General features: G+C 35.7%; 14 protein-coding genes and 1 tRNA gene. 9 read left to right on the forward strand and 6 right to left on the reverse strand.

Annotated features, from left to right (window positions below):
• The first annotated feature begins 3 nt into the window (after nt 1-3).
• Genes BHU68_RS13240 through BHU68_RS13270 form a run of 7 tightly spaced genes read left to right on the forward strand, consistent with a single transcriptional unit; the run spans nt 4 to nt 9,750 of the window.
• Nucleotides 4-1,263: an MFS transporter gene (locus BHU68_RS13240; RefSeq protein ID WP_069472513.1), complete on the forward strand. Its 1,260-nt coding sequence runs from the start codon at nt 4-6 to the stop codon at nt 1,261-1,263.
• Nucleotides 1,256-2,860, forward strand: a complete 1,605-nt coding sequence (locus BHU68_RS13245; protein ID WP_069472514.1) for an MFS transporter — start codon at nt 1,256-1,258, stop codon at nt 2,858-2,860. Before BHU68_RS13240 ends, BHU68_RS13245 begins: the two co-directional genes overlap by 8 nt.
• Nucleotides 2,861-2,869: 9 nt before the next feature.
• Entirely contained in the window at nt 2,870-6,610 is a 3,741-nt protein-coding gene (locus BHU68_RS13250) for a nitrate reductase subunit alpha (protein WP_069472515.1), read from the forward strand.
• A 23-nt stretch (nt 6,611-6,633) separates the two neighbouring features.
• Nucleotides 6,634-8,160, forward strand: a complete 1,527-nt coding sequence (narH, locus tag BHU68_RS13255) for a nitrate reductase subunit beta (protein WP_069472516.1) — start codon at nt 6,634-6,636, stop codon at nt 8,158-8,160.
• A complete protein-coding gene (narJ, locus tag BHU68_RS13260; protein WP_069472517.1) occupies nt 8,157-8,684 on the forward strand; it encodes a nitrate reductase molybdenum cofactor assembly chaperone in 528 nt (175 codons plus the stop codon). The genes narH and narJ overlap by 4 nt, the downstream gene beginning before the upstream one ends.
• A 2-nt stretch (nt 8,685-8,686) precedes the next feature.
• Nucleotides 8,687-9,379, forward strand: coding sequence for a respiratory nitrate reductase subunit gamma (gene narI, locus BHU68_RS13265; protein WP_069472518.1), 693 nt, complete (start codon nt 8,687-8,689; stop codon nt 9,377-9,379).
• Between the two features lie 5 nt (nt 9,380-9,384).
• Nucleotides 9,385-9,750, forward strand: a complete 366-nt coding sequence (locus tag BHU68_RS13270) for a TusE/DsrC/DsvC family sulfur relay protein (protein ID WP_069472519.1) — start codon at nt 9,385-9,387, stop codon at nt 9,748-9,750.
• A gap of 308 nt (nt 9,751-10,058) precedes the next feature.
• Here BHU68_RS13270 and BHU68_RS13275 read toward each other — a convergent pair whose 3' ends face one another.
• From BHU68_RS13275 to BHU68_RS13305, 6 genes are all read right to left on the reverse strand, one after another.
• Nucleotides 10,059-10,436: a DUF29 domain-containing protein gene (locus tag BHU68_RS13275; RefSeq protein WP_083235034.1), complete on the reverse strand. Its 378-nt coding sequence runs from the start codon at nt 10,434-10,436 to the stop codon at nt 10,059-10,061.
• Nucleotides 10,437-10,768: 332 nt separating this feature from the next.
• On the reverse strand, nt 10,769-11,437 hold the full coding sequence (locus BHU68_RS13285; RefSeq protein ID WP_069472522.1) for a DUF4395 domain-containing protein: 669 nt from the start codon (nt 11,435-11,437) through the stop codon (nt 10,769-10,771).
• Nucleotides 11,438-11,494: 57 nt separating this feature from the next.
• Entirely contained in the window at nt 11,495-12,046 is a 552-nt protein-coding gene (locus BHU68_RS13290; RefSeq protein WP_069472523.1) for a DUF484 family protein, read from the reverse strand.
• Nucleotides 12,047-12,084: 38 nt separating this feature from the next.
• The gene (locus BHU68_RS13295) at nt 12,085-12,537 is read right to left on the reverse strand and encodes a response regulator (RefSeq protein WP_069472524.1); all 453 of its coding nucleotides are present in this window, start codon (nt 12,535-12,537) and stop codon (nt 12,085-12,087) included.
• 101 nt (nt 12,538-12,638) lie between these two features.
• A tRNA-Lys gene (locus BHU68_RS13300) sits at nt 12,639-12,711 on the reverse strand.
• Between the two features lie 90 nt (nt 12,712-12,801).
• Nucleotides 12,802-13,248 carry a hypothetical protein gene (locus tag BHU68_RS13305; protein WP_069472525.1) on the reverse strand — a complete coding sequence of 149 codons (447 nt, stop codon included), beginning with the start codon at nt 13,246-13,248 and terminating at the stop codon, nt 12,802-12,804.
• A gap of 67 nt (nt 13,249-13,315) precedes the next feature.
• Here BHU68_RS13305 and BHU68_RS13310 point away from each other — a divergent pair, with 67 nt between their 5' ends.
• A complete protein-coding gene (locus BHU68_RS13310; RefSeq protein WP_069472526.1) occupies nt 13,316-13,861 on the forward strand; it encodes a hypothetical protein in 546 nt (181 codons plus the stop codon).
• Nucleotide 13,862: 1 nt separating this feature from the next.
• The gene (locus BHU68_RS13315; protein ID WP_069472527.1) at nt 13,863-14,876 is read left to right on the forward strand and encodes a caspase family protein; all 1,014 of its coding nucleotides are present in this window, start codon (nt 13,863-13,865) and stop codon (nt 14,874-14,876) included.
• Nucleotides 14,877-14,991 lie beyond the last annotated feature (115 nt).

Genomic DNA, 14,991 nt, shown 5'->3' on the forward strand with positions numbered 1-14,991 from the left:
TGAATGGCTACTGAACAAACCAAACAGGTATCTGTATTGGTAATGAATACATTTGCTTTTACTGCATGTTTTGCTGTTTGGGTGATGTTTTCTATCATAGGAATTCCAATAAAGGAATTATTAGCACTAAGTGAAACCCAATTTGGAATCTTGGTTGCTACTCCTATCTTAACTGGTTCGCTAATGCGTTTGCCAGTCGGCATCTTAACTGATGTATATGGTGGGCGTATAGTTTATTTTGTATTGATGATTGCTACTATATTGCCGCTTTATTTAATCGGTGAAGCTACTCAATATTGGCAATTTTTAGTTTTAGGACTTTTTGTTGGTGTCGCTGGTGCTTCATTTGCGGTTGGTATAGCTTATACAGCCCGCTGGTTTTCTACAGAAAAACAAGGTTTTGCTATGGGCATTTTTGGTGCTGGTAATGCTGGTGCCGCTTTAACTAAGTTTATTGCCCCTTCCTTGGTTGTGGCATATGGCTGGCAATCAGTACCGCAAATTTATGCCGTTGCCATGTTTGTGGTTGTGGTTTTGTATTGGATGTTTACTTATGAAAATCCAGAACACAAAGTTGGTTCACATGTCAAATTAAAAGATCAATTAGCCTTGTTAAAAGATCCGCGTATCTGGAAATACATGCAATATTATTCTTTGGTATTTGGCGGTTTTGTTGGGCTTTCATTATGGATGACCAAATATTATATTTCTGAATATGGCTTTGATCTTACTACAGCAGCTTTGCTGGCTTCTATTTTTATTCTTCCTTCAGGTGTAATTCGTGCTTTAGGTGGTTGGGTTTCTGATCGTTTTGGCCCTTATAAAGTTACATGGTGGGTTATGTGGATTTCTTGGGTTTGTTTGTTCATTATGTCTTATCCACAAACAGTTTTTACTATCAAGACAATTACCGGAGAAACAACAATAAATATTGGACTTAATGTTTGGGTGTTTACCAGTTTATTATTTGTTGTTGGTATAGCTTGGGGTTTTGGTAAAGCTTCTGTATTTAAATTCCTTTCTAATGAATTTCCAAACAATATAGGTGTTGCTTCTGGAATTGTTGGTTTAGCAGGCGGTATGGGCGGATTTTTCTTGCCTATTATGTTTGGCGCATTGATTGATTTTACTCAAATAAACTCTGTTATATTTATGTTGCTTTATGGCGCAACCTCTGTTTCTTTAATATGGATGCATTATACTTTTGGTAAAGATAAGCAGCGTGATGATATGAAAAATTTTATAGGAGAAAAAAATGTCTGATATAAAAACTTGGAATCCTGAAGATAACCATTTTTGGGAATCGCAAGGCAAAAAAATAGCAAATCGTAATTTATGGATATCGATACCCAGCTTGCTGTGCGGATTTGCTGTCTGGTTGTATTGGGGAATTATTACAGTTCAGATGCTGAATTTGGGATTTCCATTTGAAAAAGCAGAATTATTTAGTCTGGCTGCAATTGCTGGTTTAACCGGTGCAACACTACGTATTCCTTCAAGTTTTTTTATACGGATTGCTGGTGGTCGTAATACTATTTTCTTTACTACTGCTCTGTTAATGTTACCGGCTATTGGTACCGGTTTCGCTTTGCAGGATCAAAATACTCCATTGTGGGTTTTTCAAATCTTAGCATTTCTATCTGGTTTTGGTGGCGGTAACTTTGCTTCTTCCATGTCTAATATCAGTTTTTTCTTTCCTAAACGTATGCAAGGTTTAGCACTTGGTCTTAATGCTGGTTTAGGTAATGCTGGTGTTACCACAATGCAGATTCTGGTGCCATTAGTTATGACTTTTGGTGTTTTTGGTGGTGATCCAATGATACTGCAAAATACTTCTGGAACTCTCATTGGTAAAATTCCTGCTGGTTCAGAAACTTATATTCATAATGCTGGTTTTGTTTGGTTGCTACTTTTAATTCCTTTAGCTGTTATCAGTTGGTTCGGTATGAATAATCTTCGTAGTCAAGAGGTTTCTCCAGATATAGGTTCACCTATTGGGGCTATTTCAAAAATTACCGGTATGTTGTTAATAGGTTTTTTTACCGCAGCAATTGGTCTTTATATTATATTGCCAGCCCCAACCGGTTTAGGAGCACCTAGCTGGGCAAAATGGTTCGTTATTCTCGGAATATTATTCTTAACCGTGATGTTAATGAAAATGATACCGGGTAATATTAAGCCAAATTTACAGCGTCAGTTTAAAATCTTTGACAATAAACATACATGGATTATGAGTGTTATTTATACCATGACTTTTGGTAGTTTTATTGGTTATTCCGCAGGTTTTGCTTTGGCAATCAAAGTAGTATTTGGTTATCAGCATATTATGGTAGATGGAGTGATGACTCATGAGACAATTAATGCGAATGGACCATCAGCTTTAATGTATGCGTGGATGGGACCATTTATTGGCGCACTTATTCGTCCTATAGGTGGTTGGATGGCTGATAAAATGGGCGGAGCCAAAGTTACTCAGTATGTTTCTATTGTAATGATTGCTTCTGCCCTAGGTGTGGCTTATTATCTAAAACAAGCTTATGTTTCAGCAACTCCAGAAGAATTTTTTATTCATTTCTTTTTGTTATTTTTAATATTATTTGCAGCAACTGGAATTGGTAATGGTTCGACTTTCCGTACTATTGCTATGATATTTCCTAAAGAGCAAGCTGGACCTGCATTAGGCTGGACTTCTGCGGTAGCAGCATATGGTGCTTTTGTTATCCCTCAAGTATTTGGTGAACAAATCAAATTAGCAACTCCTGAATATGCTCTTTATGGTTTTGCTCTTTTCTACACAATTTGTTTGTTATTGAATTGGTGGTATTACTTAGGCCCTAAAGCAGAATTTAATAACCCATAGGAGAATCTTATGAGTCATTTTCTTGATAGACTCAAATATTTTAATCGTATTAAATCTACCTTTTCCAAAGGTCACGGAATTGTGACCGATGAAGATAGGCAGTGGGAAGATACATATCGTAACCGCTGGCGCCATGATAAAGTTGTGCGTTCTACTCACGGTGTAAACTGTACGGGTGGTTGTTCATGGAAAATTTTTGTTAAAAACGGTTTGGTTGCTTATGAAATGCAACAAACCGATTACCCTCGTACCAGAGATGATTTGCCTAATCATGAGCCTAGAGGTTGTCAACGTGGTGCATCATTCTCATGGTATTTGTACAGCCCACATCGTGTTAAGTATCCTTTGATACGTGGTCGTTTGTTAGATTTATATCGTACCGAGCGTAAAAATGGTAAGGATCCTGTAGAAGCTTGGGCAGCGATTCAAGCAGATTCCAAAAAACGTGAAAGTTACGTTGGTGTTCGTGGCTTGGGTGGTTTTGTGCGTAGCACATGGGATGAAGTAGTTGAAATGATAGCGGCAGCTAACATCTATACCATCAAAAAGTGGGGTCCAGATCGTATTTATGGTTTCTCACCGATTCCAGCAATGTCAATGATTTCATACGCCGCTGGTTCCAGATACTTATCATTGATAGGTGGTGCTGTTGGTTCCTTCTATGACTGGTATTGTGATTTACCACCTGCATCTCCTCAAGTTTGGGGTGAACAGACTGATGTGCCTGAATCAGCCGATTGGTATAATTCAAAATACATCATTGTCTGTGGTGCTAATCTACCGATGACCCGTACACCGGATGCTCACTTTGCTATTGAGTCACGTTATAATGGCACCAAAGTTGTCTCTATGGCACCTGATTATGCAGAATATGTCAAGTTTGCTGATCTCTGGATGCCTGTTAAACAGGGAACAGATGCGGCTGCATTTATGGGAATGGGACATGTCGCGCTGAAAGAATTCCATGTACAAAAACAGGATCCATATTTTACCGAATATGCCCGCAAGTACACTGATTTTCCAATGCAAGTTATCTTAAATCAACTAGATGATAAGCTGGTTAGCGGTCGTTTTCTAAGAGCGTCTGATTTTGATAACAATATGGGTGAATCTAACAATCCAGAATGGAAGACGGTTGTTTATGATTCAAAGACTAAAGCATTTGTAGTACCAAATGGTTCAGTTGGTTTCCGTTGGGGAGAAGAAGGTAAATGGAATCTTCTTGAAAAGGCTAACTCTAATGATATTGAAGCAGAACTGAGCTGTATTGATGACAAAGATGAAGTTGTTGATGTAAGTTTCCCGCATTTTACTCCTGAAGAGAGTGATACCTTAGTTCGTAAGATTCCAGTTCGTAAACTCACACTTGCTTCTGGAGATACTGTTTATGTTACTTCAGTTTTTGATTTACAAGTTGCTCAATATGGGATTGATCGTGGTTTAGGTGATAACTTAGCAACTTCTTATGATGATGAGAGTGTTCCTTATACTCCAGCATGGGCAGCCAAAGTAACTGGTGTGCCAACAGCAGATATTGAACGTACTGGTCGTGAATTCGCAGATAACGCCTCGAAAACCAAAGGTAAATCTATGGTGATTTTGGGTGCGGCAATTAACCATTGGTATCATAACGATATGAACTATCGTGGTATCATGAACTTGCTACATATTTGTGGTTGTGTGGGTCAATCTGGTGGTGGTTGGGCACACTATGTTGGACAAGAGAAACTGCGTCCACAAGCTGGCTGGGCACCAATTGCATTTGGTTTAGATTGGCATCGTCCACCTCGCCATATGGCATCTACAACTTACTGGTATTTCCATACTGATCAATGGCGTTATGAAAGAGTTGATGCTGATAGTCTGTTGGGATCCACTGCAAAAGCCCGTTACAAAGGTTATCAGTTAGCTGATTATAATGTAGCAGCACAGCGTATGGGTTGGACTCCATCCATGCCCCACTTTGATAAAAACCCAATAGAAATTGTCAAAGAAGCGGAAAAAGCAGGTGCGACTGATGAAGCAGGCGTTTCAAAATATTTGGTTGAGAAGCTGAAAAGTGGTGATATTAACTTTGCCTATGAAGATATTGATGCAGAAGAAAATCATCCTCGTAACCTTTTTGTCTGGCGTGCTAATCTGATTGGTAGTTCAGCTAAGGGGCATGAATATTTCCTTAAACATCTGCTTGGTGCGCAAAATGGTGTCATGAGTGAAGGTGTTGAAGGTGCAGAATGTAAAGAAGTTAAATGGCATGAAAAATCACCTATTGGCAAGTTAGATTTAATGGTAGATATTAACTTCCGTTTAAATTCTACCGGTGCTTATTCTGATATTGTATTGCCAACAGCCACATGGTATGAAAAAGCTGATCTTAATACTACAGATATGCACCCATTCATTCATCCATTGTCTAAGGCAGTAGATCCAGCATGGGAATCCCGTTCAGATTGGCAAATATTCCAAACTATAGCCAAAAAATTCTCCGAATTGTCTGAAAAGCATTTAGGAACTCAGAAGGATGTAGTTTCATTACCAATGCAGCATGATACACCAATGGCTTTAGCTCAACCTTTTGGTGAAGTTAAAGATTGGAAAAAAGGTGATTGTGATCTTATACCCGGAAAGACAGCACCAATCTTTAAAGTGGTAGAAAGAGATTATCCAAATACCTATGCGAAGTATATTGCATTAGGACCATTGATGAATAAACTGGGTAATAATATCAAGGGGCTAGATTGGAATACGGATCATGAGATTGAGGAACTAGCATCACTGAATGGTGTTATTAAAGAAGGAATAAGTAAAGGAAGACCTTCACTTGCTGAAGATATTCATGTTTGTGATGCAGTTATGAGAATGGCACCTGAGACCAATGGTGAAGTTGCTCATAAATCATGGTCAGCTCAAAGCAAAAAAACCGGGATTGACCATAGTCATCTCTATAAGGGTCGTCAAGATGAGAAAATTACTTATCATGATATTGTTGCTCAACCACGCAAGATTATTACAGCACCTACTTGGTCTGGTATTGAATCTGAGACAGTTAGTTATAACGCATGTTATACCAATGTCCATGAGCATATCCCGTTACGTACATTGACTGGACGTGCCCAGTTCTATCTTGATCACGAATGGATGCTTGATTTTGGTGAGGGGTTATGTGCTTTCAAACCACCAGTTGATTTACAAACACACAAGAATGTTCCAGCTAACATTAAAGATAAACCATATTTGGTCTTAAACTGGATTACACCGCATTCTAAATGGGGAATTCATTCCACTTATCAGGACAGCAACAGAATGTTGACCCTATTCCGTGGTGGTCCTTACTTCTGGGTATCAGAAGAAGATGCCAAATCAATCGGACTTAAAGATAATGATTGGGCTGAAGCAGTAAATGATAATGGTGCAACCGTAGCGCGAGTTGTGGTATCACAACGGGTTCCCAATGGAATGGCAATTATGTATCATGCACAAGAGAAAAATGTTAATGTTCCCGGCTCCAATACAACTGGAAAACGTGGCGGTATTCTCAATAGTGTGACCCGTACAGTCATAAAACCAACTCATATGATTGGTGGTTATGCACAATTATCTTATGCGTTTAATTATTACGGTACTGTCGGATCTAATCGTGATGAACATGTAATTGTTCACAAAATTGAGGATAAGGATATTGATTGGTTAGAACGTCCATTGACACCAGAACGTGAAGGCAAGAAAAATCCTTCAGGCATAAATAATTAGGATACTACTGGAGAATAATAAACATGAAAGTTCGTGCGCAAATTGCAATGGTACTGAATTTGGACAAATGTATAGGTTGTCATACTTGTTCAGTAACTTGTAAAAATATCTGGAGTAATCGCAAAGGTGTTGAATATGCTTGGTTTAATAATGTAGAAACTAAGCCCGGCATAGGTTATCCTAAACAATGGGAAGATCAAGATAAATGGAATGGCGGTTGGGAAAAAAAGAATGGCAAGTTGGAACTAAAAGCTGGTGGACGTACTAGCAAACTGCTAAATCTGTTTGCCAATCCTGACATGCCAGAAATTGATGACTACTATGAGCCATTCGATTTTGATTATCCTAAGTTACAGAACAAGAGTTTATCTGAAGCTTGTCCCACCGCGCGACCAGTTTCCCAGATTACTGGTAAGCCGATGGAAAAGATTCATTGGGGTCCAAATTGGGAAGATGATTTAGCCGGTGAATTTGAAGCTCGCGCTAAAGATAAAAACTTTGAAGGTATTGAAAAACAGATGTATAAGGAGTTTGAAAATACCTTTCAAATGTATTTACCTCGTCTTTGTAATCACTGCTTAAATCCTTCTTGTGTAGCTAGTTGTCCTTCTGGAGCTATGTACAAAAGAGAAGAAGATGGTGCAGTATTAATTGATCAAGACAAATGTCGAGGTTGGCGCATGTGTGTAAGTGCCTGCCCTTATAAAAAGATTTACTACAATTGGGAATCCGGTAAATCAGAAAAATGTATCATGTGTTACCCCCGCATAGAATCTGGTATGCCAATGGCTTGTGCAGAATCTTGTGTTGGTCGTATCCGCTATGTTGGAGTAATATTATATGATGCTGATCGTATCAGTGATGCTGCTAGCCCTGATGATGAACAAGATCTTTATCAGAGTCAAATGGATATTTTTCTTGATCCAAATGACCCAGAAGTAATCAAGCAAGCATTAGCTGATGAAGTTCCACAAAGCTGGATTGATGCAGCACAGAAATCACCAGTCTATAAGATGGCAATAGAATGGAAAATAGCTTTTCCAATTCATCCAGAATTTCGTACATTACCTATGATGTGGTATGTGCCACCATTGTCACCAGTACAAAGTCAAATAGATCAAGGTAATTTGCCAACAGAAGCTGATGGAGTAATTCCAAAATCAGAAGCTTTACGCTTCCCAGTGGAATATTTGGCAAATTTACTTACTGCTGGAGCTGAAGCACCAATTGTCAGTGCTTTAAATAGGATGTTGGCGATGCGTTCTAATCAACGCACAATAGCTCTTGAGGGTCACACAAATAAAGAAGTACTGGATCAAGTTGGGCTAACTGAAGAACAAGCAGAAGAAATGTACCAAATGTTAGGTATAGCAAATTATGAAGATAGATTTGTAATTCCAACTTCTCATGAAGAATTGCGCCATGAAGATCCTTATGCTTTTCAGGGACAAAATGGCTATGATGCTGGTGGCAGCAGTGGCTTTACTTTATTTCCGTCTTCTCGCAAGAAAACAGTTATTCCTATTAGTATAGTTCCACCCAAAAAATGAAATTATTTAATCTCTTAGCAAAACTTCTCGATTACCCAGATGAGGAGTTAATGAAACATTTGGGTGAGATTACAGAACAAGTAAATAAATTACCTGATATTTCTGAACAAGAGACCGCTTCTATTCAAGAATTTATTTCTTGGATGGATGAACATAAAACTATTGCGATGCAAGAAATTTATGTTAATACATTTGACATCACACCAGAAAATGACTTACATCTAACTCATCATTTATTTGGAGATGATAATAGAGATCGAGGTCCAGCATTAATAGATCTGTCTGAACATTATAAACAGGCAGGACTAGAGGTGAAGAAGGGAGAACTTCCTGATTATTTGCCTCTGATGTTGGAATATCTTTCGAGTTTGAGTGATATAGAAGTTAGGATATTTTTGGGTGATGTCATGAAAATATTGAAAGTATTGGCAGAAAACTTAGAAAAAGCTAAAAGTCCATATGCGTTACTGATTCGTATTGTGGAAAATCGCGGCTATTTAGCCAAAGCAGCTGAAGGAGAATAACTATGACTTTACATAATTTTATTTTTGGAGCTTATCCTTATTTAGCAGGAACTATTTTTATTTTAGGTAGTTGGATTCGTTTTGATCGAGAACAATATACTTGGAAGGCTGATTCTAGCCAACTGCTTAGTAATAAAAATATGAGGATGGCAAGTAATTTATTTCATGTCGGAATTTTAGGCATCTTTTTTGGACATATGTTTGGTATGTTGGTACCACATAGCTGGTGGCAAATGATCGCCACAGATGTGCAGCATCAATGGATTGCAATATATGCAGGTGGCGTATTTGGTATAATGTGTTTGATTGGAGCTATAATGTTATTTTGGCGTAGGATCAGTAATCCTAGGGTAAAAGCAGTTAGTCGTACACGTGATACTTTTATTATTGGCTGGTTATTGGTTACAGTGAGTTTAGGCTTGAGTACAATTTTTGTGTCATCAGGACATGCAGCTCATGGAGATGTATCAAGCATGATTGCTCTTACCGAATGGGTGAAAAGTGTAGCAACTTTAAGTGTTGATTCTAGCCTGATACAAGATGTATCATTAATATTTAAAATCCATATATTTTTTGGTATGACAGTGTTTTTGGTGTTTCCATTTACTCGCTTAGTGCATGTTTGGAGCATACCTTTAACTTATATAACACGCCCTTACCAAATTGTTAGGACTAAACATATACGTATGAATTAAAAATTATGCAAACAAATCCTTATGCTACAGAAATTATTTACATGGATGTTGAAGGTCAACAAATAGCAACAGATCAGGAAGGCTACATTCAAAACATGGAAGATTGGTCAGAAGCATTTGTAAATACTCTAGCTAAAAAAGAAGAACTGGAACTAACAGAAGATCATTGGGAAGTGATTCATTTTATTAAAAAATACTATGAAGAACACCAAGTGCAAGCACAAGTTCGTGACATGATCAAGTTTTTCAGCAAAAGCTGGGGCAAAGAACGCGGTAATAACCACTATTTGCATGACCTGTTTCCAAAAGGTGGACCCCAAAAACAAGGGAATCGTTTAGCAGGGATTCGTCGTACTAAGGGCGAACATTGATGTAGGTTGGGCTGACGAAAGGAAGCCCAACTTGTGTTGAAGTGTTGGGCTTCCTTTCGTCAGCCCAACCTACGAATGTTAATTACAAACCTTGTAGGGTCGGTTATAACTTTTTAATTTTTTATTGTCTTGATAACAATATAAAATTGCTACTTCTTGTTAAAAGAATATATTAATAGATATTAAATATTTAAATGTTTTTTATTTGTTTTTTATATAATGAAAATCATATTTATAATACCAAGCATGAAACTGACTGAGCAATCAAATGCCTACCTACCAAATCGGCAGCAGATAAATCATCCAATTCATTTAGGATAAAAACTTTCCAACATAATTTCTTCAATATTGCAAGGACATTCTTTTGGAAAAGTCTTTTGTGGCAAGTTGGTTTCTAACTGATGTTTCAAACTAAGATTATCTTCGAGCAAATCTTGAATTTCTCGACGCTGTTCTATTAGAGTTAATTCCCAACGACGTGAACGAATACCGGGTTGATATTGCCACTTTAATAAGTGCATTAATAATACTGCCAAACGATTAATTAACTCCCTTCGTTCACTTGCTCCCATATTTTCTAACTCCAAAGCTACAGCTTGCATATCAACATCAGCATAATGCCCCATTCGCAGAGCATCAGCAGTTTCCATTGACCAACGATAAAAATCAGTTTCTTGCAAATTCATATCTATATTTAATTTCATCTTAGATTTTAGACCTGTCAGGTCTAAAAATATTTTTACCCTGTTCTGCTAATTGCAACAGTAAACTAGTTACATGCCTTATCATTTTTGGATTTAAATTGACTTCAGGTTCATCAAAAAATAATATACTATCTTTATTAATTGAGCCATTAGCTATTAGATAACTACAGAGATTGCATATAAGCAAGGATGAAAGTAACTTGATTGGCAATCCCTGTAGTTTTTTTTGGATTTCCCGGTTCAATTCGTAGGCGAACATTAATAAGGTCAAAAGACCTGACAGGTCTAAAAACAATTAAATAAACATAGGAATATTATTCCTTGTGTTCCGAATTTGTTGTACTCATATGATGATGAGTTTTAGATTGATTAAAAGGCGTTATAATAGTATGATAAGTTAAAACACCTGCTATCATAAATGCTGACAAGGCAATAGTCATCTGCAACAAATTAATTTTCTGTATTTCTTCTTTTTGCCTTGACTCACAAACTTCTCCTGGGCAATATTGAACCTTATTTTTACTAAACTTATTATATAAAACGCAACCTAGACATATACCAAATACGGCTTCAAAAAACAACAGAATTAAACAAAGAATACAAATAACAATTTTAATCGGAGTCATAAGCTCAAAGACTACAACCAACAGGAACATGATGACAGCCAAAGTAAAACCAATGTGCCACGCAAATCTTTTTTGAGAAGCACCCACATATTCAGGCTTCTGATGTGAAACAAAAAAACGTCCAAGAATTAAACTGGGAGCATATTTAGGATTGATATATATACGTAAAAAGAAATCGACCATAAAGAATGTGATAAAAATCTGTGTATAACGGAAATCATGAAATATATAGGAATACATAAAAGAAATAAGAGCAAACAAAAAAAGAATACCAGCCCCTGCTCTTGCTTCTCTCTCATTCAAAACTCGTGTTTCATAACCTTCTACGACTTCACCAAAATAGATGTGTTTGTTCATATAGTTCTCATTTATTAGTTATCAATAATTTTTTCATATTAAAAACATGGAAATAGTTTATCTATTCCTAGTCCACATTCTAAGTAAATTACTAATAATATTACCTAAATATATTAGAAAATCCGTACTCATTTCAGAATGAAAACGTTTTCTATCATGACTAGCCATTGCTAATAAACCCAACGGTTTATCAACACCTAAAGGTATTAAAACCGCTGAAGCAACTTTAATCTTTGGAAACAAATAAGCCAGTTGTTCTGGTTTTAATTGTCCGCAAATAGCCTGTTTATTTTCTAAAATTTCATCAAATAAACTAAAAATTTGGGCATCATATTCGACAAATTCTTTGTGTTTGAAGTTTGAGCCTAAAACATCAAACCAACGAATCACTACTGCATCAGTATTAAGTTCATTATTTAAGGTGCTATATAATATATTAAAAAATTCATCTAAACTTTCTGTATTAGTTAAAGCTGTAATTAGGCGTTGAATACGCTGATTTAATTCTTCATTTTCTTGAGCAATTGTGATCAATTCATTTAATTGACTCTTTAACTTTTCATTGTCTTGACGTAAAACTGCTACTTCTTGTGATGATAATTTATTCATAGATATTAAATATTTTTATGTTTTTTATATAATTAAAATCATGTTTGCCATCTATGTGGTTTGTTTAAAATATTTTTTATATTTTGTAAAGCTGTTTTTGTAGCTTGGGCGTTTATAATAACATTAATGCGATGACGTAATACCGCCCAATGTATTGGTTTAGTAATGTATTCAATTGCACCCACTTCAAATGCTTGATTAACTGATTTTTCATCATCTAATGATGTTATCATAATAATAGGTATATCAGTATCTACTTGCAATTCCTTTAATTTACTACACGCTGTAAATCCATCCATAATTGGCATAGCAGCATCCATCAATACTAAATCAGGTTGACAACGTTGAAATTCTTCAATAGCTGCCATGCCTTCTGTTGCTAAAGTGACGCGATAACCTTCTTTTTTTAAGAGATTTTGTAAAAGATTTTGTACTAAAGGATCGTCATCGACGATAAGTATTAAAGGGGATTGTTGTTTAGAGCTTAACATAATAGTTCCGCATGAAAATGTGATTAAATGCAATTTCATGCAAAAATCAGGCTCAAGAAACTATTTTTTTTGGGGGAATTTAATAAAATAAGGAAAGGATTTGGGTCGTGTGCGATTTGAACGCACGACCATCGGATTAAAAGTCCGGTGCTCTACCAGCTGAGCTAACGACCCTGAAAACAGAGAGAATTATAATGAAGTTGAATTAAAAAAGCAAGCGTTTTCTTTAAAAAAATTATTATGATTTTTTATATATATTATAAACTATCGTACAGAAGTACCTAATCTACCTTGAATATCTCTATATATTTCATTCAAAACAGTCTTATCATAACCGATAATCCAAGCTTCATCATGATCTTCACGCCAACGCGCTTCTATTTTTAATTTGGCGGTATGCCAAATACGCCCTTGCATTTTGACAATAATTCGTGTTTGATACTGCTTATCTGTTACTGCCATTTTTCTCCAATCAGTACGCATATAACCACTCGCTATATCTGACATTAGGATATCATACTTTTCAGATAGAACATCTACAACTCTACGCCAAACTTCTGGATTTTTGGGTCGAAATAAACCATAATTATTATGTAGATTAACCGAACGCCAGACACCTTGTTCCTGCGTTTTGATAAAATGTTTAGGTTTATCGACTCCACAACTAGTTAGTAATGATATATTTACTATAAATATAATTAATAATCGCATATGAGATACCTTTTAGAAACTTTATATTTATTATAATATAAATTTCATTTAAATTCTAGGAGAAAAAATGATTGAATTTTTGAAAAAAAATATAAAAATAAGCGCGTTATTAGGTGGCTTGTTTTCTTTATGCTGCTATCTGGTTTCTGAACTTTATATGCAACCATTATGCGATTCTGATCAACAAAAATGGTATTGTTTTTTTAATGATCCAACTATTTCTACGCAATTAGCAGAATTAGAAAATTCTGAACCAGCAGCACCTTGGAAAGTAACATTAAATCACATTAAAATTGATCATAAAGTTAAAATTGTACCTAAAATTGAATTAGCTGATAAGGCTTATTTATCCTTATTTAAGATAAATGTATCATCTGATGTTATTATTATACAAACCAAGAATTACGATATTAAGAGTTCATCAAATGATAAATTTGATCTGGCTTGGAATGTCGATTTAGCCGCTGGTAAAAATTTTTTTCAAGTGATTATGACTCCTGATCCTATTAATTGGCAAACAATTTTATCTAATAAAAATGTGGAATTGATAGAATCATTAAAAAAGCGTGTGAATTTTTGGACGACTGACTCATTAACTATATATAGAAAATGATATGATGAAAAAACAAATACTAATAGCATGGATATTGTTATTAAACATAAACCTTGTTCAAGCATGTGAGACAGAGAAAAAGCGTATTGCTTTAGTGATTGGTAATTCTAATTACCAAGATGAAATGGCAATTTTAAAAAATCCGAAAAATGATGCTAGTGGTTTAGCGCAAACATTAAAAACATTAGGTTTTTATGTCTTTGAAGAATATGATTTGACAAAGGCAAAAATGGAAACTGTAATTCAAAAATTTGGAAGTTGTTTAAAACAAGCTGGAGGCATAGGTTTATTTTATTACTCAGGGCATGGTGTACAGTTTGAGGGAAAAAATTATTTAATTCCCGTAGATGGAAGCGATGCTTTAGATAGCAAGGAAGAAGATTTTTTACAACACAATATTGTTTCTGCTGAAAAAATGCTAAAAGTCATGGAAAATGCTAAAAATGATGCTAACATCATTATTATAGATGCCTGTCGTAATAATCCTACAAGAGGTAAGCTCATACATAATAATGGCTTAGATCATTTAGATCCACCTTCAGGGTCAATTATTGCCTATGCCGCTGCTCCTGGAAAATTTGCTTTAGATGGTGGCGTAGAAGATCATAGCCCTTATGCTAAACATCTGATTAAAGAAATCACTAAACCAAAAGTGTCAATTACAGATGTTTTTTTAGAGGTGCGTAAGGGCGTGAAAAGGCACACTAATGATTATCAAGAACCTCAATATTTATCATTATTAAATCGGAAGATTTATTTAAATGACAAGCCAATTGAATTTACTGTTAAAAAATATCAGAGATCAAAAAGGATATTTCCACCACGTCAAGCTATAAAGATTATTAATATTTCTAAAAATGGCAATAGCATTAATTATTGGAAATTTCCTTGGCAAAAACAGTGGCATTTACCAAGTCAAGATGTGTATAATGACTTTATAAAAAGTGTTGGTTCATCATTAAAGTCTAAAGAACTTCTTGATATGGCTATTAAAAAAGTTGTTTCTAAATATTAATAATTCATGTTACGCACTAACATTTTGTCATTACCAAACACCGCCTAGGAATAAATTCCAAGGCGGTGCTGGCTAATAACAAAATGGGGCGTAACATCAGCTAATAAGGATCTTA

The sequence above is a fragment of the Candidatus Marithrix sp. Canyon 246 genome, assembly GCF_001723685.1.
Taxonomy (GTDB): domain Bacteria; phylum Pseudomonadota; class Gammaproteobacteria; order Beggiatoales; family Beggiatoaceae; genus Marithrix.